The sequence below is a fragment of the Lysinibacillus sp. JK80 genome (assembly GCF_027557635.1).
GTDB classification, from domain to species: Bacteria; Bacillota; Bacilli; order Bacillales_A; family Planococcaceae; genus Lysinibacillus; species Lysinibacillus capsici.
In genome coordinates this window covers 1,333,359-1,359,722 of sequence record NZ_CP058997.1, presented here as the reverse complement: position 1 = coordinate 1,359,722, position 26,364 = coordinate 1,333,359, and the positions used below count along the sequence as shown (strand labels likewise).

The window sequence follows — 26,364 nt, the reverse complement described above, 5'->3', positions numbered from 1 at the left end:
TACAGCAGCTACTCAAAGTCCTATAATGAGTCTATTCTTTAACTAGTTTAAGATTATAGGAAATCGTTAACCGATTTCAGTAAGAGTAGGAGCGTTAATATCATGTCAAATGAGAAAAAAGGAGTTTTGGCAGCCTTTTTTGCCTATGCCTTTTGGGGAGCATTCCCTCTATATTGGAAATTACTTGAGCATGTACCAAGTATGGAGATTTTATTATCCCGTGTCATTTGGTCCTTTGTCTTTACGGTGCTGGCAGTACTCGTATTTCGAATGCGTCAGGATCTCGTAGCAGATTTAAAATATTTATGGTCACATCAAAAGCATTTCTGGCAGCTTGCGGGTGCATCCTTTGTCATTTCAATGAACTGGTATTTATATATTTGGGCAGTGACGCATAATCATCTCATTGAAACGAGCTTAGGTTATTATATTAATCCGCTATTGTCTGTAATTTTCGGGGTGATTTTCTTTAAAGAATCGCTGAGTCGTGCACAATGGGTAGCAACAGGAATTGCTTTTATTGCGGTGATTATTTTAACGATCAATTACGGCTCAGTACCTTGGGTAGCTTTATTGATTGCGCTATCTTTTGCTATTTATGGTGTGCTGAAAAAGAAAATTACACTGGATGCTACAAGAGGCCTAGCCATTGAAACGTTATTGATTTTACCCTTTGCATTAGGCTATTATGTCTATCTTTTTGCTACACATCAAGCCTCGTTTTTACATGTCGATGTTAAAACAGATATTTTGATGATCTTTAGTGGTTTAGTAACAGCCGTCCCGCTTATTTTATTTGCGAAGGGGGCACAAAATATTCCTTTATATTTACTAGGGTTTATCCAATATGTATCGCCAACGATTGTCTTGATTTTAGGTATCGTGCTATACAAAGAGCCATTTAGTCAGGTTGAGCTCCTTGCATTCAGCATTATTTGGGCAGCTTTACTTTTATTTTCTGGTTCGAAAATTATAGAAACAAGAAAAGCCCATCATAAATCAGTTTCGTAAAAGACTTGTAGATCTTTCTACAGGTCTTTTTTTGTAACTTTTACCACTTCGCTATGTAATACACAAAACTTTTTTATTCCTTATCGGATTGGGCTGCTGGATTGTCTGCTATTTTGTTTAATAGTATCTTAAAGATCGATGAGGCTAACAATGAATAACTCATTCACGGCAGCTTTATACTACGCTAAATGCAAGACTGCATAATGAAAGCCCATAACATTTATTTCACCACTCACAGTTGATGTGGCAGAGACTGTAGGGATTATAAAAATAAATAAGAAAATGAAGGTAAACAGGCAATGGGTAGTCTTTTGTTGTATTTGGGTACTCCCTCCAAATAGAATCTTTTTGATAGATTCGACAAAATAGGAGAAAACCTTTTGAAGGTAGGTACCTTTACTTTCCTGTTAGCATATAGTAAAATGTCAATAATTAGATAACAATGATCAATTAATGAGAGGTGCTTTTTGTGAGTGCGGTAGGTTCTAACTAGGTAAAAATTGAATGAAATAGTGGCGATGACGACAGCAGGGGATACATGTTATGAAAACCCCTTATTTTGTCATGGATCTATTTCAACAACCTATGTAGATACCTACAATACTTTATTAAGCGTGGCAGATAGGATAGAAACTTCAATTAGCTGAAGTTTTATTTGTGATGCCAGGAAAACGCGCCTTTTAAAGATAGAGCTGTGGGGATTCCTCACAGCTTTTTTATTTTGTTTAAACCATCATTGCTATCTATTATTGGGTAGGTATCTTCATGTATGATAAAACATTACAATGAGGAGCAAAAAGAAATGAATAATACTACACTTGAAAAATTACAATATCATGAATTAAAGGACATCGTTAAATCCTATTGTGTCAGCGGGTTAGGAAAACAGCTTTTAGATAAATTAATGCCAAGCTCAAACTTAACAGTGGTAAAAAATCGGTTGAATGAAACAACAGAAGCTCGTGCAATATTGGATGCAGAGGGGCATGTTCCGTTTTTAGGGGTATCGAATATTGAGCATATTATGACAAAGCTTGAAAAGGGAATGCTTCTAGATCCCAGTGAGCTAGTGAGTATCTCTGATTTTTTACGAGGCTGCCGCAATATCAAAAAATTTATGTTAGATAAGGCATTTTTTGCGCCTGTTCTTTCCTCTTACGCTCATTCTATGGCTGAATTTAAAAGCGTGGAGGAGGAAATTAATTTTGCGATCAAAGCCAATCGTGTAGATTCGGCTGCTAGTCGTGAATTAAAACGCATCCGACATCATATGGAAACGACAGAGGAAAAAATTAAAGAACGTTTAACGAAATTTTTAAATAACAGTGCTAATAAACCGTATATTCAGGAATTTTTTATTAGTCAAAAGGATGATCGCTATACGATTCCGATTAAGGCGACCTATAAAAATCATGTACAGGGTACGGTCGTTGAAATTTCCTCAAAAGGGGCAACCGTTTTTATGGAGCCAAGTGTTGTCGCTAAATTAAATGTAGAATTAGCTACCTTAAAGGCTGAGGAAGCCGTGGAGGAATACCAGATTTTAGCGTCTTTATCAGGGCTATTGATGGAACATCTTCATGCCATCACCATTAACATGGAGTTGATTAGTCAATACGATATGGTTTTTGCCAAAGCGAAGTTCAGTAGACAAATTGGTGGTAGGGAGCCACGTATAAATGATTACGGTTATATTCAACTAATCAATGGTAAGCATCCATTACTACCAGGAAATGCGGTACCCCTTCAATTTTCCATCGCGAAAGACTACCGTAGCTTAATTATTACAGGTCCAAACGCTGGTGGGAAAACAGTTGTGTTGAAAACCATTGGCCTTTTAACATTAGCTACGATGTCGGGCTTCCATATTGTAGCGGACGAAGGAACGGAAATGGCTGTATTTGATCATATCTTTGTTGATATTGGCGATAATCAAAGTATAGAGAATGCACTTAGTACGTTTTCTTCTCATATGAAAAATCTTTCCGATATTATGAGAGCTGCTAATAATCATACACTCTTACTATTTGATGAAATTGGCAGTGGAACAGAGCCAAATGAAGGAGCTGCACTAGCCATTGCGCTATTAGAAGAATTTTATCAAATGGGCTGTATAACTGTGGCAACTACACATTATGGTGAAATTAAACGATTTTCTGAAATGCATCCTGATTTTATGAATGCGGCAATGCGCTTCCATGCTGAAACATTAGAGCCTTTGTACCAATTACTCATCGGCACCTCTGGAGAAAGCAATGCCTTATGGATTTCTAAAAAAATGAATGTCCGCGAAGCTGTTTTACAAAGAGCAAAGGATTATATAAATAATAAACAATATCAACTGACGATCGTTCAGGACAGTAAAATTCGAAAGCCTAAAGAAGAGAAAAAAAGCTTGGCAGCAGCTTATACATTTGCAAAGGGGGATCGTGTGAAATTATTGGACTATGATGATGTGGGATTGGTATATGAAGAAATGAATCCGTACAATAATGTCAGCGTATTCTATCAGGGGCAAATACTAGAGGTGAATGTAAAGCGGCTTGCCCTTGAATTACCTGCAACAGAGTTATACCCTGAAGGCTATGATTTAGAGACATTATTTGTAGACTATCAGGATCGGAAGCTTCAGCACGATATCGAACGTGGGTCGAAAAAAGCGTTACGCAAGATCCATAAACAAATAAAGAGTGATCGTCAGCAATAAAAACAAGGGATTGCACAGCCTCGTGCAATCCCTTTATTGTATATTTTGAAAACCCCTTGCTATGCGAGGGGTTCCAAAGAGCTTCTAGCTATGGACAAGAAAAAAACCCCAGCCGTACAATGAAATCAGGTCTGGTCAACCGACTTCGTACGAAAGGGGCTCCAAATGGATAATAAAAGTTTAGCACACACGACATGGAATTGTAAGTATCACATCGTCTTTGCGCCAAAATATAGAAGGCAGATTATTTATGGACAAATCAAAGCAGATATAGGTAGAATTCTTCGCCAGTTATGTGAAAGAAAAGGAGTAGAAATCATTGAAGCTACAGCCTGTCCTGATCACATTCATATGTTGGTGAGTATTCCACCAAAAATAAGTGTTTCATCGTTTGTGGGTTATTTGAAAGGGAAGAGTAGTTTAATGATATTCGATCGGCATGCGAACCTGAAATACAAATATGGAAATAGGAAGTTTTGGTGTCGCGGATATTATGTAGATACAGTAGGACGAAACAGAAAAATCATACAGGAATATATAAAAAATCAATTGCGCGAGGATATTCTTGAGGATCAAATGACCATGAAAGAATTCATTGATCCATTTACAGGAGAAGAAATACAAGCAAAAAAGCCAAAATAATAAAACCACTTTAGTGGTAGCGTGAAAACGGAGTGCGGTTGGCGGACCTTTCAGTGTGTCTTTAGACATGGGCCAGTACCCCAGCGTTTCACGCGTAGAGCAAACCACCAGTTAGACTGGTGGTTCTGATTAATTAATTTATGGAATCAATCTGTGCCTTAATCGTTCGATAGACTTCCTCAATTTTTCGTTTATAGGGCAAATCCACTAAATCCAGTGAATCTGTATAGGCCATTTTTGCAATTTCATAGGCTGTTGTTAGCTCACCAAAATGTGCATAGCAAAGGGCTTTATAGGAAAAGCATTCATTTAAGCTTAAAATATCATATGGATGATTAATATAGATCGGTCTGTGTTTATACTGTTCGAATGCAGCCTTCGCCTCCTCATATTGTCCAAGTAAATATAAGGATTTTCCTTTTTCAGCATAGTAAAAGTTTGGATCTAGCTTGTCTAAATAATCATCGTGTCTAAGCTGATAAAAACGTTCTATTTCAATCAGAGCCTGCTCATAATTATTGCTGTAATTATTACAATAATGTGCCTTCAATACAAAAATAAAAGCATCAACCTCAACACGTTCAGCAAATGCCTGATATTGCTCCAGTTTCATAAACATATGATTGGTTTGTTCAAAATCACGATCAATCATGGCACAATAGGCACCAATTCTGTACATATTATCAATCTGATAGAACAGTTGGTTTTTATGAGCATTGGCAATCGTCTCTTGAATTAATTTTTTCCCTTCCTCATGCTCACCAATTGCAAGTTGGAAAATACTTGTATAATAAGTCATTAATAAGGCATCACGAGAATCGAGCTGATAGTCCTCTTGTTCGATAATTTCCTTTGCCTGTAAGATACGATCGTACGCCAATGTATATTGACGTTTTGCTGCTAAAATAGCCATCTCGAGGATAAAGGTTTTGAACCAATGGCTGAGTAAATTAATTTCCTTAAAAATAGTGCGGGCTTGCTGAAGCGGGACTTCCCATGTTGTTAATCCAGCTTCATACTGGGCATCTGCGTAAATATACAATAAACGGCCAGCTTCATAACTTTGAGGCAGGCCCTCCACAGACGGCTTAATTAAATCGACAATTTCTTGATGATGATGAGCATCACCACGTTTTACTTCTGCAAATAAACTTTCCACCTGCTCTAATAGCTGGCGTATGGAGGATGGGGTTACTTCTTCCAGTAATTCACTAGCTTTTACACCTAAACGTTCAGCAATATAGTCAAGGCTTTCCATAGAAGGCTTAGCCTTATCATTTTCTATTTGGCTTAACATTCCTTTAGTTAGACGATCACCGGCAAGTGCCTCTAATGTTAATTTTTGTTCTTTCCTTAATTTGCGAATTCGTGTGCCTAAAGAGTCCACTGCCTCGCCTCCTTTTGTTTAATTATATTAAACTTTTGCTTGCATGAAAAGAGGGAGCTGTGGTATATTTTGTTTAACATAATTAAACTTTTTAATTTAGTTAAATAATGGAGGGATTTAGATGAATGAAGCGGAAAAATTAAAAAAGGCGACCTATCACTTATGGACGTTCACGGCGAGTAAAATGATTGCCATGTTAGGTGCAAACGTCATGGCATTCGGTATTAGCTTGTATATTTTAGCGATGACTGGGTCGGCAATGAGCTTCGCTACCAATATGATTTGTTCAGTATTACCACGCGCACTTGTGGCACCCTTAGCAGGCTATGTCGCAGATAATTTTTCAAAAAAACGCACAATATTAATAGCACAGGCAGGAACCATTTTGACAGTAGGGGGATTACTGCTTTATACAGAAACAGTAGGAATGTCCGTTTATGCTATATACATAGCTACTGTTTTTAATACGATTTGCTCAGCCTTTTCTGGTGTAACGTTTTCATCAGCAATTGCCACACTTGTCAATCCAGAGAGATTACAACGTGCGATGTCATTTAACCAAATGTCAATGTCCGTAGCTGCAATTGGAGGACCAGTCATTGGTGGTATGATGTATGGATTTTTTAATATGGATGTATTTTTAATGGTGAATATGGTGGCCTATGCGATTGCCTTTTGTTTAGAGGCAACAATGGATTTTAACCTTTATAGTACAAGAGGGGAAGATACGAAAAAAGAAAAGATGTGGGGAGGGCTGAAAAGTGGTTTTCATTATATCAAGCAACGTAACGTCATTAAGACCATTATGTGGGTAGCATTGTGGATCAACCTATTCTTTTCTGCCATCGCTGTTGGAGGAACGTACATCATTATTGAATTGCTAAAAGTAGAATCCACACACTTTGGCTTTATTGAAGCGTCTGGTGCATTAGGTATGCTCTTAGCATCCCTTTATTTCGCAACAAGATCTGAAGTAAAGGTACCTTTACGCTTTTCGAAAATCAGCTTATTACTATTGGCGGGAAGTGTTGGCTTAGCAGTCATCCCTTTAGTTACTGATTTTTCCTATATAGCTATTGTGATCTTCTATCTCATCATTTACTTTATTTTCGCAATTTTCGAAATGGGGATAAATATGCCCATCGGGGTGTATTTGCAAAAAATCATTGCGGAAGAGTACCGTGGGCGTGTTTTTGGGCTAATGGAGACGATGGCGATGTCCATGATGCCGATTGGTATGGTAGTCTATGGCATGTTATATGATACATTACCAGCAACTATTATTTTACCAGTAACGAGTGTCATTATTATTATCATTTCACTTGTGATGCTACGCTCATCTATTTTAAAAGAGGCACATCCAGAGTATTATGAAAAAGCAGCTCTCCCAGAAGGGGTCGCGAACACAACAACTTAAAATAACGAGGCTGGGACAGAACTCGATTATATTGAAAAACAATAAAAATGGATATTAGCTTTTTCACTTTAAGAAGTTAAATATGCCTTCCTAAATCAAAAAAATGTTAGACTAATTATATCTTGGTCTAACATTTTTTCTTTTAATAGGCTAATTTGATTACTACGGCTAGCTAGTATGAAAGATAAGGAAAAGCCCCTTTTGCAGAATGGTTGATTGGAGTGGAGCCAGCGTCACTCCTAGGGGATTGAGCGTCACAGAGGAGACCCTGGAGCGAACGGAAGTGAGTGAAGCGGCTCATCGGACGCCCCCTGGAAAGGACGCTGGCGGAACGGAAATCAACCCCTCACCTTGCAAAGTTGCTTTTTCTGCAGTTGACATCATCTTTTTCAACAACAAGAACAGGCATGCGGTGAAATGCCTTTACTGATCATCAATAACAATATAGGTTGCTTGAATAGGGCCATGGACACCAACGATAAGAATCATTTCGATATCGGCTGAGTTACTTGGTCCCGTAACAAAGTTGATACAGGAAGCAATTTTTTCACCCTGACGGATTTTTTCACTAATCCAACGAGCTGCCTGTGTCATACGAGGCACAATTGTACTTTTAGGAATGATAATGATCGACTTTTCAGGTAAAAAGCTAATGCTTCTCCCTCTATCTTTGCTACTAAAAAGCACGGCAGTTCCCGATTCTGCTAACGTCATTTCACTAATTGTCACGCCAATATTAGCTTTTTCAGCTTGACGGATATTTTCCTCAGGTTGCTGTGAATCCCATTCATAAAGCTGAATATTGGCTTGTGGCCATTGTTCGTTCATAAGTGCGGATAATCCGTAGTCCTGGAACCGTTTATCCTTCCATGTAATAACAGACTGACCTCCATACTTGTCAACAACGTCCTGTAAATCCTCTGGAAGTGTCGCAGTATTAGAAATGACAATATTGGTATGGATGTTGGCACACTGCTTAATTAATATTTCCACCAATTCATCCTTTGTCGCATCTTTGAGCACACGATCTTGTGGCTGATACTGCCAAGTTGGTCGTGGTAGTTCTGTCTTAGGCGAACGTCCGAGCTGCTTCGCAATATTTGCTAAAAATGTTTCTCGACGCTGAATCATACCAGTCATTATTGCCCGCCTCCTTTTGTACGATGCTTCATCCAGTCTCTAAAGCTGTCTTTACTTGGTGCAGGGAAATCCCTTGCCTCAGTCCATGCTTTTAATGGGCCTGGACCATTAGAAATAGTCTTGTTTTTGATAAATGGAGACATGGCAGGTGCAGCCATTTTTGTCGCCATTTTATAAAGGGTAGGGGAGGAAGCCCCTAGACCAAATGCCTTCATTAAAAGCTTTTCAGAGATAGGTGCCTTGCCCTCATTTTCAACAATAACCTGACGATGGCGATGAATGAGCTGATGTAATGGAATTTTAACAGGGCATGCATCTGTACAAGCACCGCACAATGTAGAAGCATAGGGCAGTTCTTTAAAATCATCGTAGCCTCCTAAAAGTGGAGAGAGCACAACACCTACAGGTCCAGAGTAGATAGAGCCATACGTATGCCCACCAACATGACGATAGACAGGGCAAGCATTAACACAGGCAGCACAGCGAATGCATTGTAAAATAGGCTGGAATTCACTACCTAAAATAGCCGAGCGTCCATTATCAACAATAACTAAATGAAATTCCTCTGGTCCATCCGTATCCTCTTCGTCCTTTACGCCTGTTAACGTTGTAATATAGCTCGTTAGCTTTTGACCGACAGCACTTCTTGTTAATAAACTAACAAGGACCTCCATTTCTTCAAATGTAGGAACTATTCTTTCCATTCCCATAACTGTGATTTGTGTTTTTGGTAGCGCTGTTACTAAATCAGCATTGCCCTCATTCGTAACGAGTGTAATCGATCCACTTTCAGCAATAGCAAAATTACAGCCTGTAATACCAATATCGGCTGTTAAATATTCCTGTCTTAATTTTTCACGTACATAAAGGGCAAGTTCCTCTGGCTTTTCTGTTTGACTGTAGCCTTGTTTTTCCTTAAAAACATCTCGAATTTGCTCCTTATTTTTATGCAAGGCTGGCGCCACAATATGCGAAGGGGGCTCGTGATCTGCCACCTGCAAAATATATTCACCTAGGTCTGTCTCAATCACTTCACAACCAAGCGCTTCTAAAGCCGTATTTAAGTTAATTTCTTCTGTTACCATTGATTTGGATTTCACAATTTTTGCTGCATTTTTCTTTTTAGCAATGCTTTGAATATAGTCGGTTGCTTCCTGTGCAGTTTGCGCAAAGAACACATGCCCACCTCGTTTGGCAACATTTTCACTTAATTGATAAAGGTAATAATCAAGATTTGCTAAAACATGCTTGCGAATTTCCTCTCCATGAGAACGCCATTCTTCCCAATGTCCTAATTCCTCTGCTTGTTGAAGGCGACGTGTTTGAAAACGTTCTTGGGCACTCGAAACCGCACGACGCATAAACTGATTATCTAGCTCTTTCGTGACACGTTGTTGAAACCGATCATCACTTGTTTTCATGGCCATGTTTATTTCCCCCTTTTATCGGCAATTTAACACTTCTGCAATATGCATCACTTTAATTGGCTTACCCTGACGTTGAATGCGACCACCGATATTCAATAAGCAGCCTGCGTCAGCTCCTATCAAAATGTCAGCGCCTGTTTCTTCCACATTCAGTACTTTTTCATTGACCATTTCTCCAGAAATATTGCCCATTTTAACTGAAAATGTGCCACCAAATCCGCAGCATCGATCCTTACCAGGGAGATCCACATAATGCAAGCCCTTGACGTTCTTTAATAATTGGAAGGGTGCCTCTGTTACACCAAGTAATCTTGTCATATGGCATGACGTATGATAAGTAGCTTTACCTTCTAGATACGCTCCTACATCTTCTATCTTTAATACGTTGACAATAAACTCTGTGAATTCATAGGTTTTAGCTGCTAATGCTTGCGCTTTTGGCTCCCATATGGGGTCTCCTTTAAAAACTTCTGGATATTCCTTCAACATATAAGCGCAGGAACCAGAGGGAGAGACTACATATTCAGCATGCTCAAAGGCTGTGATCATTTTTTTCATCGCATTTTTCGATTCTTCGACATAGCCGCTATTGTAAGCAGGCTGTCCACAGCAAATTTGATCCTCTGGAAAGTCGATGTCACAGCCAAGTCTTTCTAATACTTCAACAACTGCTTTTCCCACATCCCCTTGAAACATATCCACTAAGCAAGTGGCGAATAGTGTGACTTTCATATTTCATCGCTCCTTTTATAAACAACTGGTCATCAGATGACTTTTCGATAATTTAATCTTACAACAAATTTGAAAAAGTGAAAACGTTTTTTTATGAATTTTCAGAAAAGAAAAACTACCTAGCTTGTACTAGATAGTGTTTAGTGTGAATTGGATTCTGTTGTTTCGAAATATTGTAATAGCACTTTTTCAACGTTGCTTAAATGAGATACCATTGCATGTTTGGCTAGCTCTTCGTTTTGCTGTTTAATCGCGAGGAAAATCTGCATATGTTCATCATATAATTGTTCGCTCGTTGTTTTTTGTGAATACAACCAAATTCGCCGTGTCTCTTTCATCGTTTCGATCATTAAACCAGAAATTTGATCTAAAATTGTAGTGAGTAGGGGATTTTGAGAGGCATTGGAAATTGCTGCATGAAATTGATAATCTGCTTTTTCACCAAGCTCGCCATCACCATGTGCCTGCTTCATATCCTCTAAAATTTGTACCATTGCCTGAATATCCTGATCTGTACGTTGGAGGGCTGCACGTCCTGCTGCTCCCACTTCAATAATTTTGCGCACTTCTAGTAAATGAGCAATATCCTGTCTATTCGTTAACATAGCGGTGGATAAAGGAAAGTCAAGCTGATGGGCTGGCACACTTTTGACAAACGTTCCAGAGCCTTGTTTGATTTCAATCAATCCCATTGCTTTTAATGCAGATAATGCCTCCCGTACAGCGGAACGACTCACTTGTAATTGCTCGGCAAGCTGCTCAACTGAGTCAAGCCGATCACCTGGCTTTAGGACACCAGCTCTTATTTTTTCATGCAAGATTTCGGATACTTCTTCATAGATCTTTTTTGGTCTAATCTTTCTTAATTCCAAGGGCTACACCTCTTTTTTCGCTCATTTGCTATCATCATTATACATGAAAATAAGTCATTTACTCATGGTTTACCATGAACACTTTGTGTAGAGTAGAGGACTGTCGAAATTTAAAGAAATAATAATGAAACATATAATAAGGTCATCTGATGACTGTATATCCAGATGATTTAAAAGATGAGTGTAAAATAAATAGTTTCTTACTATAACATGGGCGTGATAGTGTCTATGAAAAACAGAAGCTTCTTTCAACATTAATGACAAGTAATCGACACTGTCAAGAAAAAGGTAGAAAAATTAGCTATACTCTTTTTGAATAAGGGGGAAGATTGGCGGATTTTGTTGACAGAAAATCAACAGGAGCGCATAATGCAGAAGTAGCTTGGTGGGACTTCTCAAAAATCTCATCATTTTGCCATGAAACGTTCACAAACTAGAAGGGCGCTTTTTATTTTGTTTTTTGGTACGATGGATGCAGTAACTGTAAGGAGCGAATAAAAAATATGGGATCTGATATTAACGTATTTTTAGCTTTTGGTGCAGGGTTCTTAAGTTTTATTTCACCATGTACTCTTCCACTATATCCAGCATTTTTATCGTACATAACGGGTATGACATTAGATGAGCTAAAATCAGAAAAAGGTATGCTACAAAAACGTGCCATTTTCCACACACTATTCTTTTTACTAGGCTTTTCCATTATCTTTATCATTATTGGACTAAGTGCTTCATATGCAGCAGAATTCTTCCTAAATTATCAAACATTATTACGACAGGTTGGGGCTATTTTAATCGTCGTATTCGGTTTAATGATTGTGGGATTATTGCAGATAGACTTCTTAATGAAGGATCGAAAGTTCCAATTTAAAAATAGACCATCTGGCTATTTTGGGTCTGTCTTAATTGGTATTGCCTTTGCGGCAGGCTGGACACCATGTACAGGACCAATCCTTGCATCGATTATCATGTTAGCAAGTACAAACCCAGGTGCGGGCTTTAGCTATATGTTTGCGTATTATTTAGGATTCGCCATTCCATTCTTCGTGCTATCTTTCTTCATTTCACGAATGACTTGGATTCGTACACACAGCCAGAAAATTGTAAAAATCGGCGGTTACATCATGATTGCCGTTGGGATTTTATTATTCTTTGATGGCTTAACGTATATTACACGCGTTTTACAGCCTATTTTCGGTGGATTTACAGGGTTTTAATTTGTTAAACTAAAGAGGCATACCGAACTTTAACGTGGAGGGAGATGAACATGTGCCTACAGTTTTAGTAGTAGATGATACGCTATTTATGCGTGTTGCAATCAGTAATATGTTTACAGAATGGGGCTATGAGGTAGTCGGTAAGGCAGTAAATGGTAAGGAAGCTGTGGCGATGTATCGTGAGTTACAACCAGATTTAGTCACAATGGATGTAACGATGCCCGTTATGACAGGTATTGCAGCCGTAAAAAAAATCATCCCAGAATTTCCAGATGCAAAAATCATTATGGTAACAGCATTAGGGCAGCAAAAATTAATCGTAGAAGCGATTGAGAGTGGGGCAAAGGATTTTATTACAAAGCCTTTCGAGCCAGAACGATTAAAGGCTGTTGCTGATCAATTACTTGGACAAAATTGTTAATTAGACATTAGAGGAGGATTTTTTTATGTTAAGCAGCATCCCTTCTCACTATTATGTTATAGGGTCGACCATTATGGCCATTCTTATGGGGAGCTTTGTGATGGTCATACGAATGAGAGCTTCCAAAATGCCGACAAATGAGAAGAAAATTATTATTCCACCAATAGCGATGTCCTCAGGTGCACTGATGTTTTTATTCGAGCAATTCCGTGTACCACCGATGCAAATCTTAGAGGCGGCAGCTGTAGGAATGGTATTCTCGACAATATTAATTGCTACTTCTAAATTTGAAGTAAAGGGTCGAGATATTTATTTAAAACGTTCAAAAGCATTCGCTTTTATATTAATCGGATTGTTAATATTCCGAGTGGTGGCGAAAATGATTTTAAGTAGCTCCATCGATGTCGGTGAATTAGCAGGTATGTTCTGGATATTAGCCTTTGCCATGTTAGTACCATGGCGTATCGCAATGCTAATCCAGTTTAAACGCGTCAAAAAAACAATTCCAAAACTACACTAGTGCTGAAGCTAGTGTAGTTTTTTTATGCATTTAAGCGCTGGAGGAACTGGATAGCCTTATAAAAGTGACGGATAAAGCAGCAAAGCGCGGATAGAAGTCCAAAAAAAGAGGATAAAGCTTGCAAAGTGCAGGATAGCCTCATAAAAGTGGCGGATAGAATCCCAAAAGTAGAGGATAGAGCAGCAATGCGCGGCTAGAGGTCCAAATGAAGAGGATAAAGCTAGCAAAGTGGAGCATAGCTTCATAAAAGTAGCGGATAGAGCAGCAAAGCGCGGTTAGAAGTCCAACTAAAGAGGAAAAAGCTAGCAAAGTGCAGGATAGCCTCATAAAAGTGGCGGATAGAATCCCAAAAGTAGAGGATAGAGCAGCAAAGCATGGATAGAGGTCCAACTAAAGAGGATAAAGCTAGCAAAGTGCAGGATAGCTTCATAAAAGTGGCGGATAAAAATTCAAAAGTAGAGGATAGAGCAGCAAAGCGCGGTTAGAAGTCCAACTAAAGAGGATAAAGCTAGAAAAGTGCAGGATAGCTTCATAAAAGTGGCGGATAAAAACTCAAAAGTAGAGGATAGAGCAGCAAAGCGCGGTTAGAAGTCCAACTAAAGAGGATAAAGCTAGAAAAGTGCAGGATAGCCTCATAAAAGTGGCGGATAAAAACTCAAAAGTAGAGGATAGAGCAGTAATGCGCGGTTAGAGGTCCAAATAAAGAGGATAAAGCTAGGAAAGTGCAGGATAGCATCTTAAAAGTAGCAGATAGAACCTCAAAAGTAGAGGATAGAGGCAGCAAAGCGCGGCTAGAAGTCCAACTAAAGAGGATAAAGCTAGGAAAGTGCAGGAAAGCTTCTTAAAAACACAGGTTAGGACAATAATCCCATAGTTAAGTAAAAACGCTGCACAAAGATTTGTGCAGCGTTTACTCATTCGAATAGATGTTCATAGGGGGAGATGTCAATTTGCATTTGCTCTAATTTTTTGCGTAAAAATTTGTGATCGCGTTTTGGTGTTGCTTGGATATAGCCGCGAATAATGAGGTCATTGTTAATGGCAGCTGCTTTTTCTTCTAATGCGAGCTCGCCAATTTTTCCTGCAATTTTTTCCTTCGCCACTTGTCTAAAAAGCTCAGGGACGGGGCTTACGAGTTCATAGAGTAATTCTTTTTCAGCTTGTCCCCACAAGTGAACAGTTTTATCTAAATAATATTCTTGCCAATCTAAATCAGATTTTCCATCCTGCTTTGGGAGTGCCTTTAAAAATTTGCGGAACATGAAGAATCCGCCAATAGCCATCAATGAAATGAGGACGACAACCCAAAATAAAATAAACCATAAAAACCAACCTTGTAACAAATCGTTCACCTCTTTGCCTTCTCTCACTCTATTATAAAAGCTTCCGAAAAAAAATTCATCCTTAATGTCCCTTTTTTAGCAATTCGCCTTTATATAGTGTGCAGAAGGGAGGTGATGCTACATGGCTAATGTTAACTTTGTAAATGCTACACTGCGTCTCAAGTATGTGGATGGCTACGATGAGAACAATGAACCTACGTTCACCACGAAATCGTATCGAAATATTAACAACACACATAGCGCGGACGATTTGTTAGCTGTTGCTTATGCTATTGCTAGTCTTTCATCACAATCACTGGCTGGCATTGCGAAACAGGAAACACACGATTTATCTTAAGGAGGGATCACAGAATGACACAAGTTCTAGAATTACAATTTGCCACAACTGATGGGAAAACGACAACCCTTTCGATTGATGCACCAAAGCCGAATATCACGGTGACTGACATTCAGCAGGCAATGGCAACGATTATGGCTAAAAATGTTTTTACTGGGCAAGGTGGTGCACTGTCAGCCATCAAGGGAGCTCGTATTGTAGATCGTCAAGTCACAGAATTTGAAGTAGTAACAGAATAATTCAACAATGGTCTTTGCTACGAGAAGTGCAAAGACCATTTTAACGTGAGGGAGGAGGAGAAGGATGGAACAGTGGTTGAACATGATATCCGATATCGGTTTTCCGATTTTAGTGTCATTTTATTTATTACACCGCGTCGAAGTAAAGCTTGATGCGATTCATGCTGCACTCGTTTCATTAAAATGAAATGGATTTCACAAAGATGTACGAAAGCTGTCACTTAGAAGTTCTTGTCAACGCTTACAACCTACGTTAGGATGGGGATAGTGTAGGTTAGGGAGAGTGTTGACATGAAACGTAAATTAATAGGGCTAGTGCTGCTGTTAGCCTGTGCATCTGTGCTAGGCGCATGTGGAAACTCAAAATTTAAAGCAGATTATAGTCTAGAAATACCCGATTTTGAACATGTTAATCAACGTGGTGAAACGGTTTCGCTTGAAAGCTTAAAAGGTAAGCCTTGGATTGGTATGTATATTTTCACAAACTGTGTGTCCATCTGCCCGCCCATGTCATTAAACATGGCACAAGTCCAAGAAAAGCTTCAGAAAAAAGGAGTAGAGGACTATAACATCGTTGCCTTTTCAGTAGATCCAGATGTTGATCAACCAGATGTGTTAGCGGATTATCTTAGTAAATACAATGTTCCAGATGAATCTAAATGGAACCTTCTTACAGGGTATTCACAGAAATATATTGAACAATTTGCGGTGAAAAATACAAAGATTTTAGTGAAAAACGACCCTAACAGTGACCAAGTCATTCATGGCAATCAATTTTTCTTAGTCGATAAAGATGGTGTCCTCGTCAAAATGTATAATGGTTATGCTGAAAACATTGAAGATGTACCGATTGATACGATAGCTTCTGATATCGAAACATATATTGATGAAAATTTATAAAGTAACAGTAAACCGTCTCAAATGGTTGAGGCGGTTTTTTTATGTATTTTTCTATCTGGAAAAATAATCTTTTTCTGGTTGTGAGTCGTTTATAGTGTAGAAGGAGGATGATGGCGTGTCTGATCATGAAAATTTCGAGCAGTTAATGGCTATACATACGGAGCAATTGTTTCGAATTGCTTATTACTATACAAAGGATTTACAAATAGCCGAGGATATTGTACAGGATGTGTTTATTAAGTTCTATCATCAAAAACAATATGAGGAACGAGGAGAGATGAAGGCATACTTAGCCCGCATGACAATCAATAAATGCAAAGATTATTTAAAAAGCTGGGCATACAGAAAAATAACATTTCAGCATAAATTTTTTACCAAACAAAAATCAACATTGCCGGACACACTGATTCGTCAAGATGAACAAGCACTGTTAGATGATGCCATTTTAAGCTTACCTCTCAAACCACGAGAAGCAATTGTCTATTTTTACTTGGAGGAGATGACGATTAAAGAGATTGCGGAGCTACTTGCGATTCCTGAAGGTACTGTGAAATCACGTTTAAAGAAAGGAAAGGAGCTATTAAAAATAGAGTTACAACATATTGAATGGGAGGTGCTTTTCCATGGATAAGCATACAATGCAGGTACTACAAGATGTTTCAGCACATAAGGAAGCCATTATTCATAAGGTTGGACAACAAATTCAGCAAGAGCCTGTTATGCCCAAGCCAAGATGGACATATCGTGCCGTTACGATAATGATTACCTGCTCTATTTTACTATTTATTGCCTGGCAAGCCGCAAAACCGATGGATGAGCTGGCGACACAGGATGAAGGGGTAACACCTACATTCACAGATTTATTTCAAACAGAAGTGGAGGGCAAAGACACAGCATTTAGTAATTTTTTTCCACTTGCTAATTATTTAAGTCAGGCAAAACATATCCAATATTATGCACCACTTCAAGGTTTAGAGGCGATGCAATCAGCAGCAACATCACTGGAGGATGTCGTTCATCTCACTGATCCTGAAAATTTACCATTTCAACCAAATATACATGAGGTCTATGCAATTTCAGCAAAAATGGAGGATGGTAGCCAACAAACACAATTTCAATTTAGCTATAAAGAAAAATCCTCCACTGGGGTGGATTTACAATTTATTAATTTTACCGTGACAAATGTAAAGTATAATCCCTTAGCGAGCTATGTGAAGTCTAAAAATATGGAAGAAACTTTAGGGATGAAAGTTTCGAATATAGGCTTAAATTTTATGAATCCCCTGTTTTATCGGGAGATGTCACCAGAACGAGGTTATGTATATACTTATTATAATTATGATGAGACGGATAAGCGAATCTTTCAAATGACTACTAGAGCCAATGAGTTTTATTCTTACTATAACGGCTATGTCTATCATATCGGGTATCAACTTGATGGAGAACCACAGGAGGTTCAAGAAAAAATGGCGATCCTTGCAAGAGATTTTATTCTTGGCGAATAAGTCATGAGACATTTCAATTGAGCTATAATAGAATGATAGAAAAGAGGGGATGGAGGTTCGACTATGACAATTGCACAAACCTATTTACAAGTTGTTCAGAAAAGATTTCAAAGTGTGAAAGAGCTAGGGGATAAAACACTTGCCCAAATGGAAGAGGCACAATTGCACTGGGCATACAGTGAAGAATCCAATAGTATTGCAGTGATTGTAAAGCATATAAGTGGAAATATGGTTTCCCGCTGGACAGATTTTTTAACGACAGATGGAGAAAAGCCAACGAGAAATCGAGATGATGAGTTTGAGGATAGTCTTCACACCAAAGAAGCAATCATCTCAGCTTGGGACAAGGGGTGGCAAGTGTTTTTAGAGGCCTTGGCGAGTTTAACAGAATCCGATTTACAGGGACATGTCACGATTAGAGGGGAGCGGCTAGCAGTCATTGATGCTATTGAAAGACAAATGGCACACTATGCACAGCACGTCGGTCAAATCATTTATATCGCCAAACAGGTAAAGGGCTCTGATTGGCAAACACTCAGTATTCCTAAAGGACAGTCACAAGCTTTTACTGAAGCCATGCTAGATAAACATCAACGCTAAAGAAGAAAGATCGTAGCCAAGTAGTAGGTGCTACGATCTTTTTTCTGCTAAATAGAGCTTGTATAAGGCTGTTTCTAGATCGGTCGCTTGAGCGAGTTCAAATGCCTCCTGCTGACTTCTATGATTTGTGATTATTTCATAGAAAAAGTGAATTAGAAACATGAGATTAGCATTACCCTCAATATAATCATCAGGTGCTAGGTAGGAATGACAGCCACTCTCTAAAAAGGCTGTCGCTAGCTGCTGCCAGCCTAATGTACAGCCTGCCGCAATGACCTTGACACCCTGTAGCTGACAATAGGTTAAGACATCTTGAGGTTCAAAATAGATACTCCTTGGTTCATTTTCTTCATATACCTCTTCTCCTAGCTCAGGCAGACAAAATCGCCCCTCATCGCCGTGAAAGTTTAATAGCAAATAATCCATTTTGTGAGGAAGATCATTTCCAGATAAAATATCAATTAAATCATTTGGTCTGCCAATTAAATCGAGTGTCACTCCTGCACCAAAAGATTCCAGTGCTGCTCGAATGGCCATGGATTCAAAATCACAGTCAGGACCAACTACTAAATGTACGTATAATTCTGGTCTACTCATACATCATCACCTCTATTTAAGTATAGCTGAAACTTATTAGAGTAGTAAATCGTATATGACAATAATTACTATAAATGTAAAGTGGTAAAGGAGGTGATAAAGTGTACAAGAGTGGTTATATTCATACACTTATTTTGGGCATTGTTCTAAGTATAAGCACACTACTACTCTTCATTTACAATGAAAGGCAGCGGGAGGAGCTAGTGCCGCTACATACTCCCATTCAATCAATTAAAGAGGCTTGGTATTTGTCTGGAAGTAATGGCAAAGAGCAATATTTATATCCATTAAAGCAAGTATTCTACGTCGACCGCTATGAGGTGAAAGATACAGATCGCCTTCAGCAAGTTTTACAAACTAAAAAGGACCTTAGCAGTCGACCAGCAGACCATGAAGCAGTAAGTGATTTATACATACACTTCCATAATGGCAAGGAAACGGCCTTGAAAGTAATAGTCGAGGATGAACGATTCTTCCTAATGGATCAAAAAACAGGATTGTATTATGTACTGCAAGCACAAGAAGCTGAGGATTATTTTCATTTGTTAAATGAGAAAAGCAAAATGTCGTGGCTATTATTTATTGTTTATACAATTTTATTTTTTGGTCTTGTCTATATGCTTGTAAAGAAACTAATAGCCGCTAAATCCACAGAGAAAGAAAGCATTCCCTCCAATACGAGGGAAAAAAGATCACTAGCAGATTCTATTTATCCAGCCATCCTGCCCTTGGTCATCACATTCTCTATGCAGATTTATGGGGCTCAACATAGCTTACTATTACTGAGTGCGATGATGCTGACTTCAGGCATTCGAGAGTTTTTAGAAAAAAGAGGTCATTTTCTGAAAATGCTCCTACTTCTTCCGCTCTTTTGGTGTTATCTCTATGGTTTCCAAATGATTACTTCCTATTTCAACTAGTAAAATAGTGGATATTATTGTCAATAGATTAGATGCGAAATTCTCATTATTGTTAAATTTTAGCGATAGTTTAGGAGGAGGAGCATAGATTTTATAGGCTAATAGGTTTAGGTAGGCTATACTCAAGTGGATTATAGAAGAATAGAGGGAATCATATGAGACTAACTGTGGAACGGAAATTGCAATTTGCTTTTGGTATTGTCCTCATCTTTTTACTGCTTATATCAGGGATTGCTATGTACTACTTGAATAATAATAATCAGACATTAGCAGAAATCGAAGACAATACGGAATTAATCCATTTATATCAAGATATCTCGTTCCAAACCGTACGAGCGAATGCGGCTATTCGTGGGTATATGTTATATGGCAAGGAAGAAATGCTCAACAATCATCATGAAATCCGAAACACCTTACATACGTCGATTAATCGACTTCAAGAAGTAGGCGATAGTAATCAAGATTTTGATCAATTTTTATCGCAGCTTGACGACTGGGAAAAGGCTATAGATGGGCAGATTGTGCCTCTTTATCAGCGAGGGGATCATCAGCAAGCACAACAAATAGCTTTACCGATTTTAGGTGAGGGCTCTCAGAAATTGGTTGTCTTTGGAAAAACGATGGCAACAGCTCAGCAAGAAGATATGCAGGCTCATATTGAGGCTACCAAGCAAAAAGGAGAAAGAAGTGGCCTGGAAATTATGATTCTAGTGGCTATTTCTCTACTTATAAGCATTATCATTGCAACACTATTTGGTAGACGAATCGCAAAAAATATTCAACAAACAGTAGTTGAAATGGATAAGTTTTCGGAAGGGAATTTGCATACGCATTTACAATTTAAAACCAAGGATGAGTTTGCACACTTAGCCGATTCCTTCAATAGTATGTCAGAAAAGCTTCGACTGATGATGAAACAAGTCGGAAACTCCTCTGAGCAAGTTGCCGCAACATCCGAACAGCTAACAGCAAGTAGCATGGAGGTTACACAGGCGACAGAGGTGGTAACAGAATCTATTCATGATATTGCACAAGGTATTGATCAGCAGGATACATTAACAAGTGATGTACGAAATTTATCTGCCCATATCTTGAAGAAAATGAATGATATTTCTACAAGCATACAAAGCGTGAATCAAGCAACAGTCAACACGAAAAATATGGCACAAATAGGTCGTTCTTCGGTACATGATGTTACAGCGCAAATGAATGAAATCTCTACTAACACAAGTGAGCTAAATACACGTGTACAAGATTTAGATGACAATACAGCGGCGATTGTATCAGCAGTAAATGTCATTAAGAGTATAGCGACACAGACCAATTTACTAGCAATCAATGCCTCTATTGAAGCCGCAAGGAGCGGGGAGCATGGGAAAGGCTTTGCGGTAGTGGCAGAGGAAGTCCGCAAGCTAGCAGATGAGTCAAATCTTGCTGCAGTCGATATTGAAAAAGTAGTGGCCCAAATTACAGATAGCACGAGGATTATCGAGGAAGATATGGTTAATAGTAATGATTCTGTCCATGTAGGTCGTGAAAAGGTTAATGTGGCAAGGGATAACTTTATACAAATTGATGATGCCATTAATGATGTACAAGCACAGACCGAGCTAGTAACGGCAGCCATTCAAGCAATTCATCAAGATATTGAAAAGTTAGTGCAGGAAATGGACTATATGAGTGAAGTGTCGATAAAATCAAGCCATCATGTGCAAAGTGTTGCAGCCTCTTCAGAGGAACAAAATGCAGCTATGGAGGAGGTAGCAGCAGCCTCTACCCATCTAGCAAAGATGGCAATAGACCTGCAAGAATCCATTCAATCGTTTAAATACTAAATTCAATTGACCCCTGTCTAGTTACAGGGGTTTTATTTGTCGGTAAAGCCTGAATAATATGAAAATCGTAAAAATGTTAGAAAAAATTTTTTTCGTCCGATAAAAGCTTTGGGAGAAATGTTAAGCAGATAAAGAGAGGGAGAGGTTTAGAAAAAATCAAAAGGAGATTGATATATGAAGAAACTATTTAGCAGTTTTAAGGGCAAGCTTTATACGCTATTCGCGCTAGTATTACTTATCCCTGTCATATCTGTTGGGAGTTTGTCTTATTTATCTGCAAAAGACTCGATTGAAGAAGAAATTTTATTTAGTGCCAATGAAAGTGTAGGCATTTTAAATAAGCTCATTGACAAAACAATTAGTGAGAAAATGAGTGACATCAATGTATTTAGTAGTGAAATAGATGCGCGTCAATATGAAGAAGCACAAGCTTCGATTGTGGCTAAATTTCAGCAATATACAAAGCTTAATGCAGATGTATTGAGTGTTTATATTGGCATGAATGACGGTCGATTTACACAGGAGCCAAAATTGAATGGTGCAGACTATAATCCATTAGATCGAGATTGGTATAAAGAGGCGACAGCTTTAAAAGGTGAAACCTTAATCACCAACCCTTACAAGGATGCGGGGACGGGTGATATGGTGGTAACAGTTGCTAAGCAGACGAAGGATCATGCTGGAGTTGTGGCAATCGATATTAAATTAACCGATCTTCAAAAAATTGCTGATTCAATTCGAATCGGAAAAAATGGGTATCCTTCAATTTTTGGAGAAGACAAGATGGTCATTTCACATCCTACACTTGAAGCGGGAGGGGAGCTGAAAGAAAGTTTCCTTGATAAAATGTACGAAAGTCCATCAGGTACGTATGAATATGTCTTTAATGGTGATGATCGTCTATTATTCTATACGACAAATGAACTGACAAATTGGAAAATAACAGGAACGATTTTTGCTGAAGAAATTGATGAGTCTGCTTCCTCGATTTTATACCATACGATTCTAGTCCTCATAGCAGCAATTATTATCAGTTCCATCATTTTTTATTTTGTAATGAGGGCTGTCATTAAACCAATTAAAGCCTTAAAGGATAGTGCGGTTACGATCAGCAAAGGGGATCTCACGGAAATGGTAACGATTACGTCAAAAGATGAGATTGGCCAATTAGGACAAGCCTTTAATGATATGCAAGAAAGCTTACGGACACTAATTCAAAAAATTGAACAAAATGCAGAGGAGGTTGCTTCTTCAGCAGAAGAGCTAACTGCCAATGCCAATCAGACAAGCATTGCAACAGAAAAAGTGGCGATTTCCATTCAGGATGTTGCAACAAGTGCTGATTCTCAAACGATTAGTGCCAATAAAAATGCAGCTTCTTTACATGAGCTTTCTACTGCCATTCTGCATATTGCTGAAATCTCCTCCGCTGTGACGGACCTTTCACAGCATGCGACATTACAGGCGGATGAAGGCGGACAAGCTGTTCAAAATACAAAGAATCAAATGCAATCCATTCATTTATCCGTAGCAGACTCCAATGCGAAAATCCAGACATTGCATGAACGCTCTCAGCAAATTACATCCATTTTAGATGTGATTACAAGCATTGCAGATCAAACAAATTTACTAGCTTTAAATGCAGCTATCGAAGCAGCGAGAGCAGGAGAGCATGGGAAAGGCTTTGCAGTCGTGGCAGACGAAGTGCGTAAGCTTGCAGAGCAATCACAGGAATCAGCTAAACAAATATTTGAGCTTATCCGAGGGATTCAGCAAGAAACGGAGCAATCTGTCAGTATTATGGCGAAGGTTACAGAGGATGTGCAAAGTGGATTGCATATTTCCGATGAAGCCATTGCAAAATTCCAAGTCATTATGACAAGTATGAATGAGATTACCCCTAAAATGGAGGAGGTCTCCTCAGCCTCTGAACAGATGTCTGCAGGTGTTCAAGAGGTAGCAGCAGTAACAGAAGATTTGGCATTCTCCGCGAAAGGCAATGCAGCGGCGTCAGAGGATGTAGCGGCATCAACAGAGGAGCAATTAGCCTCAATGGAGGAAATCAATGCCTCTGCGCAAGCACTCGCACATATGGCGGATGAATTAAAGCTACTGATTAGTCAGTTTAAATATTAAAGCACAACGCCACTCCAAAATTTTGGGGTGGCGTTAAGTGTTGATTACTAGTAGAGCAAAGTAACCGTTTTTTATAAAATTACCATTTATTTAAATATCGAAAAAACGCCACTCTAATTTTAGAAGTGGCGTTCAGTATTTTATCGATCTTCTTCTTCCCAACAGTCTGTATTTTTTAAGGTTGGGATTGATTTTGCATAGAAGACAGGATTTTTTCCTGCTCTACGTTGCTCCGTAAAGTCGTCTAGCACGAGGAAGGCAATTTTACCGAGCATCATAATGATGGCGATATTGATAAGCGCCATCAGCCCCATAAAGAGGTCAGCGAGATTCCATACAAGCTGTACCTGTGCGATGGAGCCGAACATGACCATAACTAACACTAAAATTCGATAGCAAAACATCCAAGCTTTATGGGCATCCATAAATTCAATATTGGATTCACCATAATAATAATTACCAATAATCGAACTAAAAGCGAAGAAAATGATGGAGATGGCAATAAAATAAGGAGCCCAATCACCAACATGAACAGCTAAAGAATTTTGCGTCAAAATAATACCATCACTCTCACCTTTATCATATAAGCCCGCTAAAATAATGATAAAGGCAGTGGCTGTACAAATCATAATCGTATCAAAAAAGACACCTAAGCTTTGTACAAGTCCTTGTTTAGCAGGATGCGAAGTATTAGCAGTCGCAGCAGCATTCGGTACACTTCCCATCCCTGCTTCATTGGAAAATAAACCGCGACGTACGCCCTGCATGATTGCTGCCCCAATTGCGCCACCAGCAGCTTCCTGTAGGCCAAATGCATGAGTGAAAATTAATGAAAAAACATGTGGGATTTCCGATAAATTAGTCACCACTACAAAAAGAGCTACAAGTAAATAGAAGATGGCCATAACTGGAACAAGAACTTGTGTCACCTTTACAATTCGATGGACACCACCAAAAATAATTAATCCAGTTAAAATGACAAGTATAGCCCCGATAATCTTTGGATTTACATCGAAGGCTTCGCCGACTGAAGTGGCAATTGTGTTGGATTGCACAGCATTAAAAATAAAGCCAAAGCTTAATGTTAATAGAATACTAAAAATAATGCCAAGCTTTCGCTGACCTAATGCTTTCTCCATATAGTAGGCGGGCCCACCACGGAATGTATCGCCATCCTTCACTTTATAGATCTGTGCTAAGGTACTTTCAATGAAGGCAGTGGCCATCCCTAAAATCGCGATTATCCACATCCAAAATACTGCACCAGGACCGCCTACACCAATGGCTAAGGCTACCCCTGTAATATTTCCTGTGCCGACACGTGAAGCAGCACTAATGGTAAAGGCTTGGAACGGAGAAACCCCCGAATCGCCCTCTCTTTTTTCTACAATTAAACGAAACATTTCAGGAAAAAGACGAATTTGTACAAACTTCGTACCGAATGAAAAATATAGTCCTGCTGCTAAAAGTAAGATAATGAGGATATATGTCCATAAAATATTATTTCCACTATCAACTATTGTTGAGATCCATTCCATAAGTTGTCCTCCTTTCACAATACGCTTTAGTCTACACTGTTTTTTTATATAAAATCAACTTTTTTTAATATAATGAATTATGCTAAAATTTTGATATTTTAATTTTATTAATGGGGGAAACTCGTTTTATGTATTATTTTCCAAACACCATCTATTGCTTTTGGGAAATTCTCTTATTTTTGTGTGAGAGAGGCGTATAATAATAGAAAAAGGAGTGATGTAGACATGAAAACAATCGGCTTAATCGGTGGGATGAGCTGGGAGTCATCTGCTGAATATTACAGACTTATCAATGAACAGGTTAAACATAGGCTAGGGGGCCTACACTCTGCGAAATGTATTTTGTTTAGTGTAGATTTCCAGCAAATTGAGCATTTTCAAGCTAACGGGGAGTGGGACAAAGCAGGTAAGGTTCTAGCTCAAGCTGCACAAGCACTTGAGCGGGCAGGCGCAGACCTAGTCATCATTTGTACCAATACAATGCATAAGGTCATTAATGTTATCGAGTCTGCTATAACCATCCCTATTTTACATATTGCGGATGCCACAGCTAAGCAAATCAAAGAAGCGGGGTTACAGAAAATAGCGCTTCTTGGCACAAAGTACACAATGGAGCAAGCGTTTTATAAGGCAAGGATAGAAAGCTTTGCCATAGAGGTGATTGTGCCTGACAGCAACGACCGAATGGAAGTAAACCGAATTATTTACGATGAATTGTGTCTTGGTACCATTGTACCAGCATCTAAAAGGTACTATAGCCAAGTGATCGAGGAGCTTGTACATGCGGGGGCGCAAGGGGTAATTTTGGGCTGTACGGAAATCGGCTTACTGATTCAGCAGGAGGATGTCAGCATTCCCGTGTTTGATACAACGGCTATCCATGCACAGGCTGCTGTGTTAATGGCGATTCAGGAGGATGCATAA

The 26,364-nt window shown here is 38.8% G+C and carries 26 protein-coding genes; 18 read left to right on the top strand and 8 right to left on the bottom strand.

All coding sequences use genetic code 11. The features are described from left to right. Nucleotides 1-102 precede the first annotated feature (102 nt). The 3 genes from rarD to tnpA all read left to right on the top strand — a co-directional run bounded on the left by rarD (nucleotide 103) and on the right by tnpA (nucleotide 4,360). On the top strand, nucleotides 103-1,011 hold the full coding sequence (gene rarD / locus HXV90_RS07325) for an EamA family transporter RarD (protein ID WP_048390187.1): 909 nt from the start codon (nucleotides 103-105) through the stop codon (nucleotides 1,009-1,011). Nucleotides 1,012-1,813: 802 nt separating this feature from the next. Continuing rightward, complete coding sequence (locus HXV90_RS07320; RefSeq protein WP_259948709.1) at nucleotides 1,814-3,718, top strand: endonuclease MutS2; 1,905 nt, start codon at nucleotides 1,814-1,816, stop codon at nucleotides 3,716-3,718. A 165-nt stretch (nucleotides 3,719-3,883) separates the two neighbouring features. Then, entirely contained in the window at nucleotides 3,884-4,360 is a 477-nt protein-coding gene (tnpA, locus tag HXV90_RS07315) for an IS200/IS605 family transposase (protein WP_269898722.1), read from the top strand. Nucleotides 4,361-4,493: 133 nt separating this feature from the next. Here tnpA and HXV90_RS07310 read toward each other — a convergent pair whose 3' ends face one another. Further along, nucleotides 4,494-5,747 (bottom strand): helix-turn-helix domain-containing protein, encoded by a 1,254-nt coding sequence (locus HXV90_RS07310; RefSeq protein ID WP_259948710.1) that lies wholly within the window; start codon nucleotides 5,745-5,747, stop codon nucleotides 4,494-4,496. A 121-nt stretch (nucleotides 5,748-5,868) separates the two neighbouring features. Here HXV90_RS07310 and HXV90_RS07305 point away from each other — a divergent pair, with 121 nt between their 5' ends. Continuing rightward, nucleotides 5,869-7,164, top strand: a complete 1,296-nt coding sequence (locus tag HXV90_RS07305; RefSeq protein ID WP_259948713.1) for an MFS transporter — start codon at nucleotides 5,869-5,871, stop codon at nucleotides 7,162-7,164. 423 nt (nucleotides 7,165-7,587) lie between these two features. Here HXV90_RS07305 and HXV90_RS07300 read toward each other — a convergent pair whose 3' ends face one another. The 4 genes from HXV90_RS07300 to HXV90_RS07285 all read right to left on the bottom strand — a co-directional run bounded on the left by HXV90_RS07300 (nucleotide 7,588) and on the right by HXV90_RS07285 (nucleotide 11,335). Further along, nucleotides 7,588-8,304 (bottom strand): LutC/YkgG family protein, encoded by a 717-nt coding sequence (locus tag HXV90_RS07300; RefSeq protein WP_066038257.1) that lies wholly within the window; start codon nucleotides 8,302-8,304, stop codon nucleotides 7,588-7,590. Beyond that, nucleotides 8,304-9,731: a LutB/LldF family L-lactate oxidation iron-sulfur protein gene (locus tag HXV90_RS07295; RefSeq protein WP_066038256.1), complete on the bottom strand. Its 1,428-nt coding sequence runs from the start codon at nucleotides 9,729-9,731 to the stop codon at nucleotides 8,304-8,306. Before HXV90_RS07295 ends, HXV90_RS07300 begins: the two co-directional genes overlap by 1 nt. A 15-nt stretch (nucleotides 9,732-9,746) precedes the next feature. Next, nucleotides 9,747-10,463: a (Fe-S)-binding protein gene (locus HXV90_RS07290; protein ID WP_115673934.1), complete on the bottom strand. Its 717-nt coding sequence runs from the start codon at nucleotides 10,461-10,463 to the stop codon at nucleotides 9,747-9,749. A 140-nt stretch (nucleotides 10,464-10,603) separates the two neighbouring features. After that, nucleotides 10,604-11,335, bottom strand: coding sequence for a FadR/GntR family transcriptional regulator (locus HXV90_RS07285; RefSeq protein ID WP_269898721.1), 732 nt, complete (start codon nucleotides 11,333-11,335; stop codon nucleotides 10,604-10,606). Between the two features lie 503 nt (nucleotides 11,336-11,838). On the opposite strand from HXV90_RS07285, the gene HXV90_RS07280 reads away from it, so the two are divergent. From HXV90_RS07280 to HXV90_RS07270, 3 genes are read left to right on the top strand one after another with little or no spacing between them, the layout of a single operon-like run. Continuing rightward, on the top strand, nucleotides 11,839-12,549 hold the full coding sequence (locus HXV90_RS07280; RefSeq protein ID WP_016995208.1) for a cytochrome c biogenesis CcdA family protein: 711 nt from the start codon (nucleotides 11,839-11,841) through the stop codon (nucleotides 12,547-12,549). 34 nt (nucleotides 12,550-12,583) lie between these two features. Beyond that, nucleotides 12,584-12,970, top strand: a complete 387-nt coding sequence (locus tag HXV90_RS07275; protein WP_004229473.1) for a response regulator — start codon at nucleotides 12,584-12,586, stop codon at nucleotides 12,968-12,970. Nucleotides 12,971-12,995: 25 nt separating this feature from the next. Next, nucleotides 12,996-13,490, top strand: coding sequence for a CcdC family protein (locus HXV90_RS07270; protein WP_004229470.1), 495 nt, complete (start codon nucleotides 12,996-12,998; stop codon nucleotides 13,488-13,490). A 914-nt stretch (nucleotides 13,491-14,404) separates the two neighbouring features. On the opposite strand, the gene HXV90_RS07265 is transcribed toward HXV90_RS07270, so the two are convergent. Further along, nucleotides 14,405-14,833 carry a DUF2621 domain-containing protein gene (locus HXV90_RS07265; protein ID WP_004229468.1) on the bottom strand — a complete coding sequence of 143 codons (429 nt, stop codon included), beginning with the start codon at nucleotides 14,831-14,833 and terminating at the stop codon, nucleotides 14,405-14,407. A 121-nt stretch (nucleotides 14,834-14,954) separates the two neighbouring features. On the opposite strand from HXV90_RS07265, the gene HXV90_RS07260 reads away from it, so the two are divergent. From HXV90_RS07260 to HXV90_RS07230, 7 genes are all read left to right on the top strand, one after another. Next, complete coding sequence (locus HXV90_RS07260; RefSeq protein ID WP_004229465.1) at nucleotides 14,955-15,170, top strand: DUF1659 domain-containing protein; 216 nt, start codon at nucleotides 14,955-14,957, stop codon at nucleotides 15,168-15,170. Between the two features lie 14 nt (nucleotides 15,171-15,184). Further along, complete coding sequence (locus tag HXV90_RS07255) at nucleotides 15,185-15,409, top strand: DUF2922 domain-containing protein (protein WP_048390203.1); 225 nt, start codon at nucleotides 15,185-15,187, stop codon at nucleotides 15,407-15,409. Nucleotides 15,410-15,473: 64 nt separating this feature from the next. After that, a complete protein-coding gene (locus tag HXV90_RS07250; protein WP_004229459.1) occupies nucleotides 15,474-15,596 on the top strand; it encodes a YvrJ family protein in 123 nt (40 codons plus the stop codon). A gap of 104 nt (nucleotides 15,597-15,700) precedes the next feature. Next, nucleotides 15,701-16,309, top strand: coding sequence for an SCO family protein (locus HXV90_RS07245; protein WP_054550847.1), 609 nt, complete (start codon nucleotides 15,701-15,703; stop codon nucleotides 16,307-16,309). A gap of 115 nt (nucleotides 16,310-16,424) precedes the next feature. Next, nucleotides 16,425-16,940: an RNA polymerase sigma factor gene (locus HXV90_RS07240; protein WP_081011064.1), complete on the top strand. Its 516-nt coding sequence runs from the start codon at nucleotides 16,425-16,427 to the stop codon at nucleotides 16,938-16,940. Continuing rightward, nucleotides 16,933-17,814, top strand: coding sequence for a hypothetical protein (locus HXV90_RS07235; RefSeq protein WP_054550848.1), 882 nt, complete (start codon nucleotides 16,933-16,935; stop codon nucleotides 17,812-17,814). The genes HXV90_RS07240 and HXV90_RS07235 overlap by 8 nt, the downstream gene beginning before the upstream one ends. Nucleotides 17,815-17,877: 63 nt before the next feature. Then, nucleotides 17,878-18,414 (top strand): DUF1572 family protein, encoded by a 537-nt coding sequence (locus HXV90_RS07230; protein WP_054550849.1) that lies wholly within the window; start codon nucleotides 17,878-17,880, stop codon nucleotides 18,412-18,414. 30 nt (nucleotides 18,415-18,444) lie between these two features. On the opposite strand, the gene HXV90_RS07225 is transcribed toward HXV90_RS07230, so the two are convergent. Further along, complete coding sequence (locus HXV90_RS07225; RefSeq protein ID WP_054550850.1) at nucleotides 18,445-19,011, bottom strand: hypothetical protein; 567 nt, start codon at nucleotides 19,009-19,011, stop codon at nucleotides 18,445-18,447. Nucleotides 19,012-19,112: 101 nt separating this feature from the next. On the opposite strand from HXV90_RS07225, the gene HXV90_RS07220 reads away from it, so the two are divergent. The 3 genes from HXV90_RS07220 (at nucleotide 19,113) to HXV90_RS07210 (ending at nucleotide 23,902) form a co-directional block, all read left to right on the top strand. Continuing rightward, the gene (locus tag HXV90_RS07220) at nucleotides 19,113-19,931 is read left to right on the top strand and encodes a hypothetical protein (RefSeq protein WP_054550851.1); all 819 of its coding nucleotides are present in this window, start codon (nucleotides 19,113-19,115) and stop codon (nucleotides 19,929-19,931) included. Nucleotides 19,932-20,086: 155 nt separating this feature from the next. Then, nucleotides 20,087-21,766, top strand: coding sequence for a methyl-accepting chemotaxis protein (locus tag HXV90_RS07215; RefSeq protein WP_269898720.1), 1,680 nt, complete (start codon nucleotides 20,087-20,089; stop codon nucleotides 21,764-21,766). Nucleotides 21,767-21,940: 174 nt separating this feature from the next. Continuing rightward, on the top strand, nucleotides 21,941-23,902 hold the full coding sequence (locus HXV90_RS07210; RefSeq protein ID WP_048390218.1) for a methyl-accepting chemotaxis protein: 1,962 nt from the start codon (nucleotides 21,941-21,943) through the stop codon (nucleotides 23,900-23,902). Nucleotides 23,903-24,042: 140 nt separating this feature from the next. Here the strand turns inward: HXV90_RS07210 and HXV90_RS07205 are convergent, their stop codons facing one another. Further along, nucleotides 24,043-25,440 (bottom strand): alanine/glycine:cation symporter family protein, encoded by a 1,398-nt coding sequence (locus HXV90_RS07205; protein WP_259948729.1) that lies wholly within the window; start codon nucleotides 25,438-25,440, stop codon nucleotides 24,043-24,045. A gap of 225 nt (nucleotides 25,441-25,665) precedes the next feature. Between HXV90_RS07205 and HXV90_RS07200 the strand changes: the two genes are divergently transcribed. Further along, a complete protein-coding gene (locus tag HXV90_RS07200; protein ID WP_269898719.1) occupies nucleotides 25,666-26,364 on the top strand; it encodes an aspartate/glutamate racemase family protein in 699 nt (232 codons plus the stop codon).

Excerpts from the sequence above, each read along its gene's own strand:
- HXV90_RS07210 (WP_048390218.1), top strand. The coding sequence starts at position 21,941 with ATGAAGAAACTATTTAGCAGTTTTAAGGGCAAGCTTTATACGCTATTC.
- HXV90_RS07205 (WP_259948729.1), bottom strand. The coding sequence starts at position 25,440 with ATGGAATGGATCTCAACAATAGTTGATAGTGGAAATAATATTTTATGG.
- HXV90_RS07320 (WP_259948709.1), top strand. The coding sequence starts at position 1,814 with ATGAATAATACTACACTTGAAAAATTACAATATCATGAATTAAAGGAC.
- HXV90_RS07300 (WP_066038257.1), bottom strand. The coding sequence starts at position 8,304 with ATGACTGGTATGATTCAGCGTCGAGAAACATTTTTAGCAAATATTGCG.
- HXV90_RS07270 (WP_004229470.1), top strand. The coding sequence starts at position 12,996 with ATGTTAAGCAGCATCCCTTCTCACTATTATGTTATAGGGTCGACCATT.
- HXV90_RS07200 (WP_269898719.1), top strand. The coding sequence starts at position 25,666 with ATGAAAACAATCGGCTTAATCGGTGGGATGAGCTGGGAGTCATCTGCT.
- rarD (WP_048390187.1), top strand. The coding sequence starts at position 103 with ATGTCAAATGAGAAAAAAGGAGTTTTGGCAGCCTTTTTTGCCTATGCC.
- tnpA (WP_269898722.1), top strand. The coding sequence starts at position 3,884 with ATGGATAATAAAAGTTTAGCACACACGACATGGAATTGTAAGTATCAC.
- HXV90_RS07260 (WP_004229465.1), top strand. The coding sequence starts at position 14,955 with ATGGCTAATGTTAACTTTGTAAATGCTACACTGCGTCTCAAGTATGTG.
- HXV90_RS07290 (WP_115673934.1), bottom strand. The coding sequence starts at position 10,463 with ATGAAAGTCACACTATTCGCCACTTGCTTAGTGGATATGTTTCAAGGG.
- HXV90_RS07230 (WP_054550849.1), top strand. The coding sequence starts at position 17,878 with ATGACAATTGCACAAACCTATTTACAAGTTGTTCAGAAAAGATTTCAA.
- HXV90_RS07245 (WP_054550847.1), top strand. The coding sequence starts at position 15,701 with ATGAAACGTAAATTAATAGGGCTAGTGCTGCTGTTAGCCTGTGCATCT.
- HXV90_RS07255 (WP_048390203.1), top strand. The coding sequence starts at position 15,185 with ATGACACAAGTTCTAGAATTACAATTTGCCACAACTGATGGGAAAACG.
- HXV90_RS07280 (WP_016995208.1), top strand. The coding sequence starts at position 11,839 with ATGGGATCTGATATTAACGTATTTTTAGCTTTTGGTGCAGGGTTCTTA.
- HXV90_RS07225 (WP_054550850.1), bottom strand. The coding sequence starts at position 19,011 with ATGAGTAGACCAGAATTATACGTACATTTAGTAGTTGGTCCTGACTGT.
- HXV90_RS07250 (WP_004229459.1), top strand. The coding sequence starts at position 15,474 with ATGGAACAGTGGTTGAACATGATATCCGATATCGGTTTTCCGATTTTA.
- HXV90_RS07305 (WP_259948713.1), top strand. The coding sequence starts at position 5,869 with ATGAATGAAGCGGAAAAATTAAAAAAGGCGACCTATCACTTATGGACG.
- HXV90_RS07295 (WP_066038256.1), bottom strand. The coding sequence starts at position 9,731 with ATGGCCATGAAAACAAGTGATGATCGGTTTCAACAACGTGTCACGAAA.
- HXV90_RS07215 (WP_269898720.1), top strand. The coding sequence starts at position 20,087 with ATGAGACTAACTGTGGAACGGAAATTGCAATTTGCTTTTGGTATTGTC.
- HXV90_RS07235 (WP_054550848.1), top strand. The coding sequence starts at position 16,933 with ATGGATAAGCATACAATGCAGGTACTACAAGATGTTTCAGCACATAAG.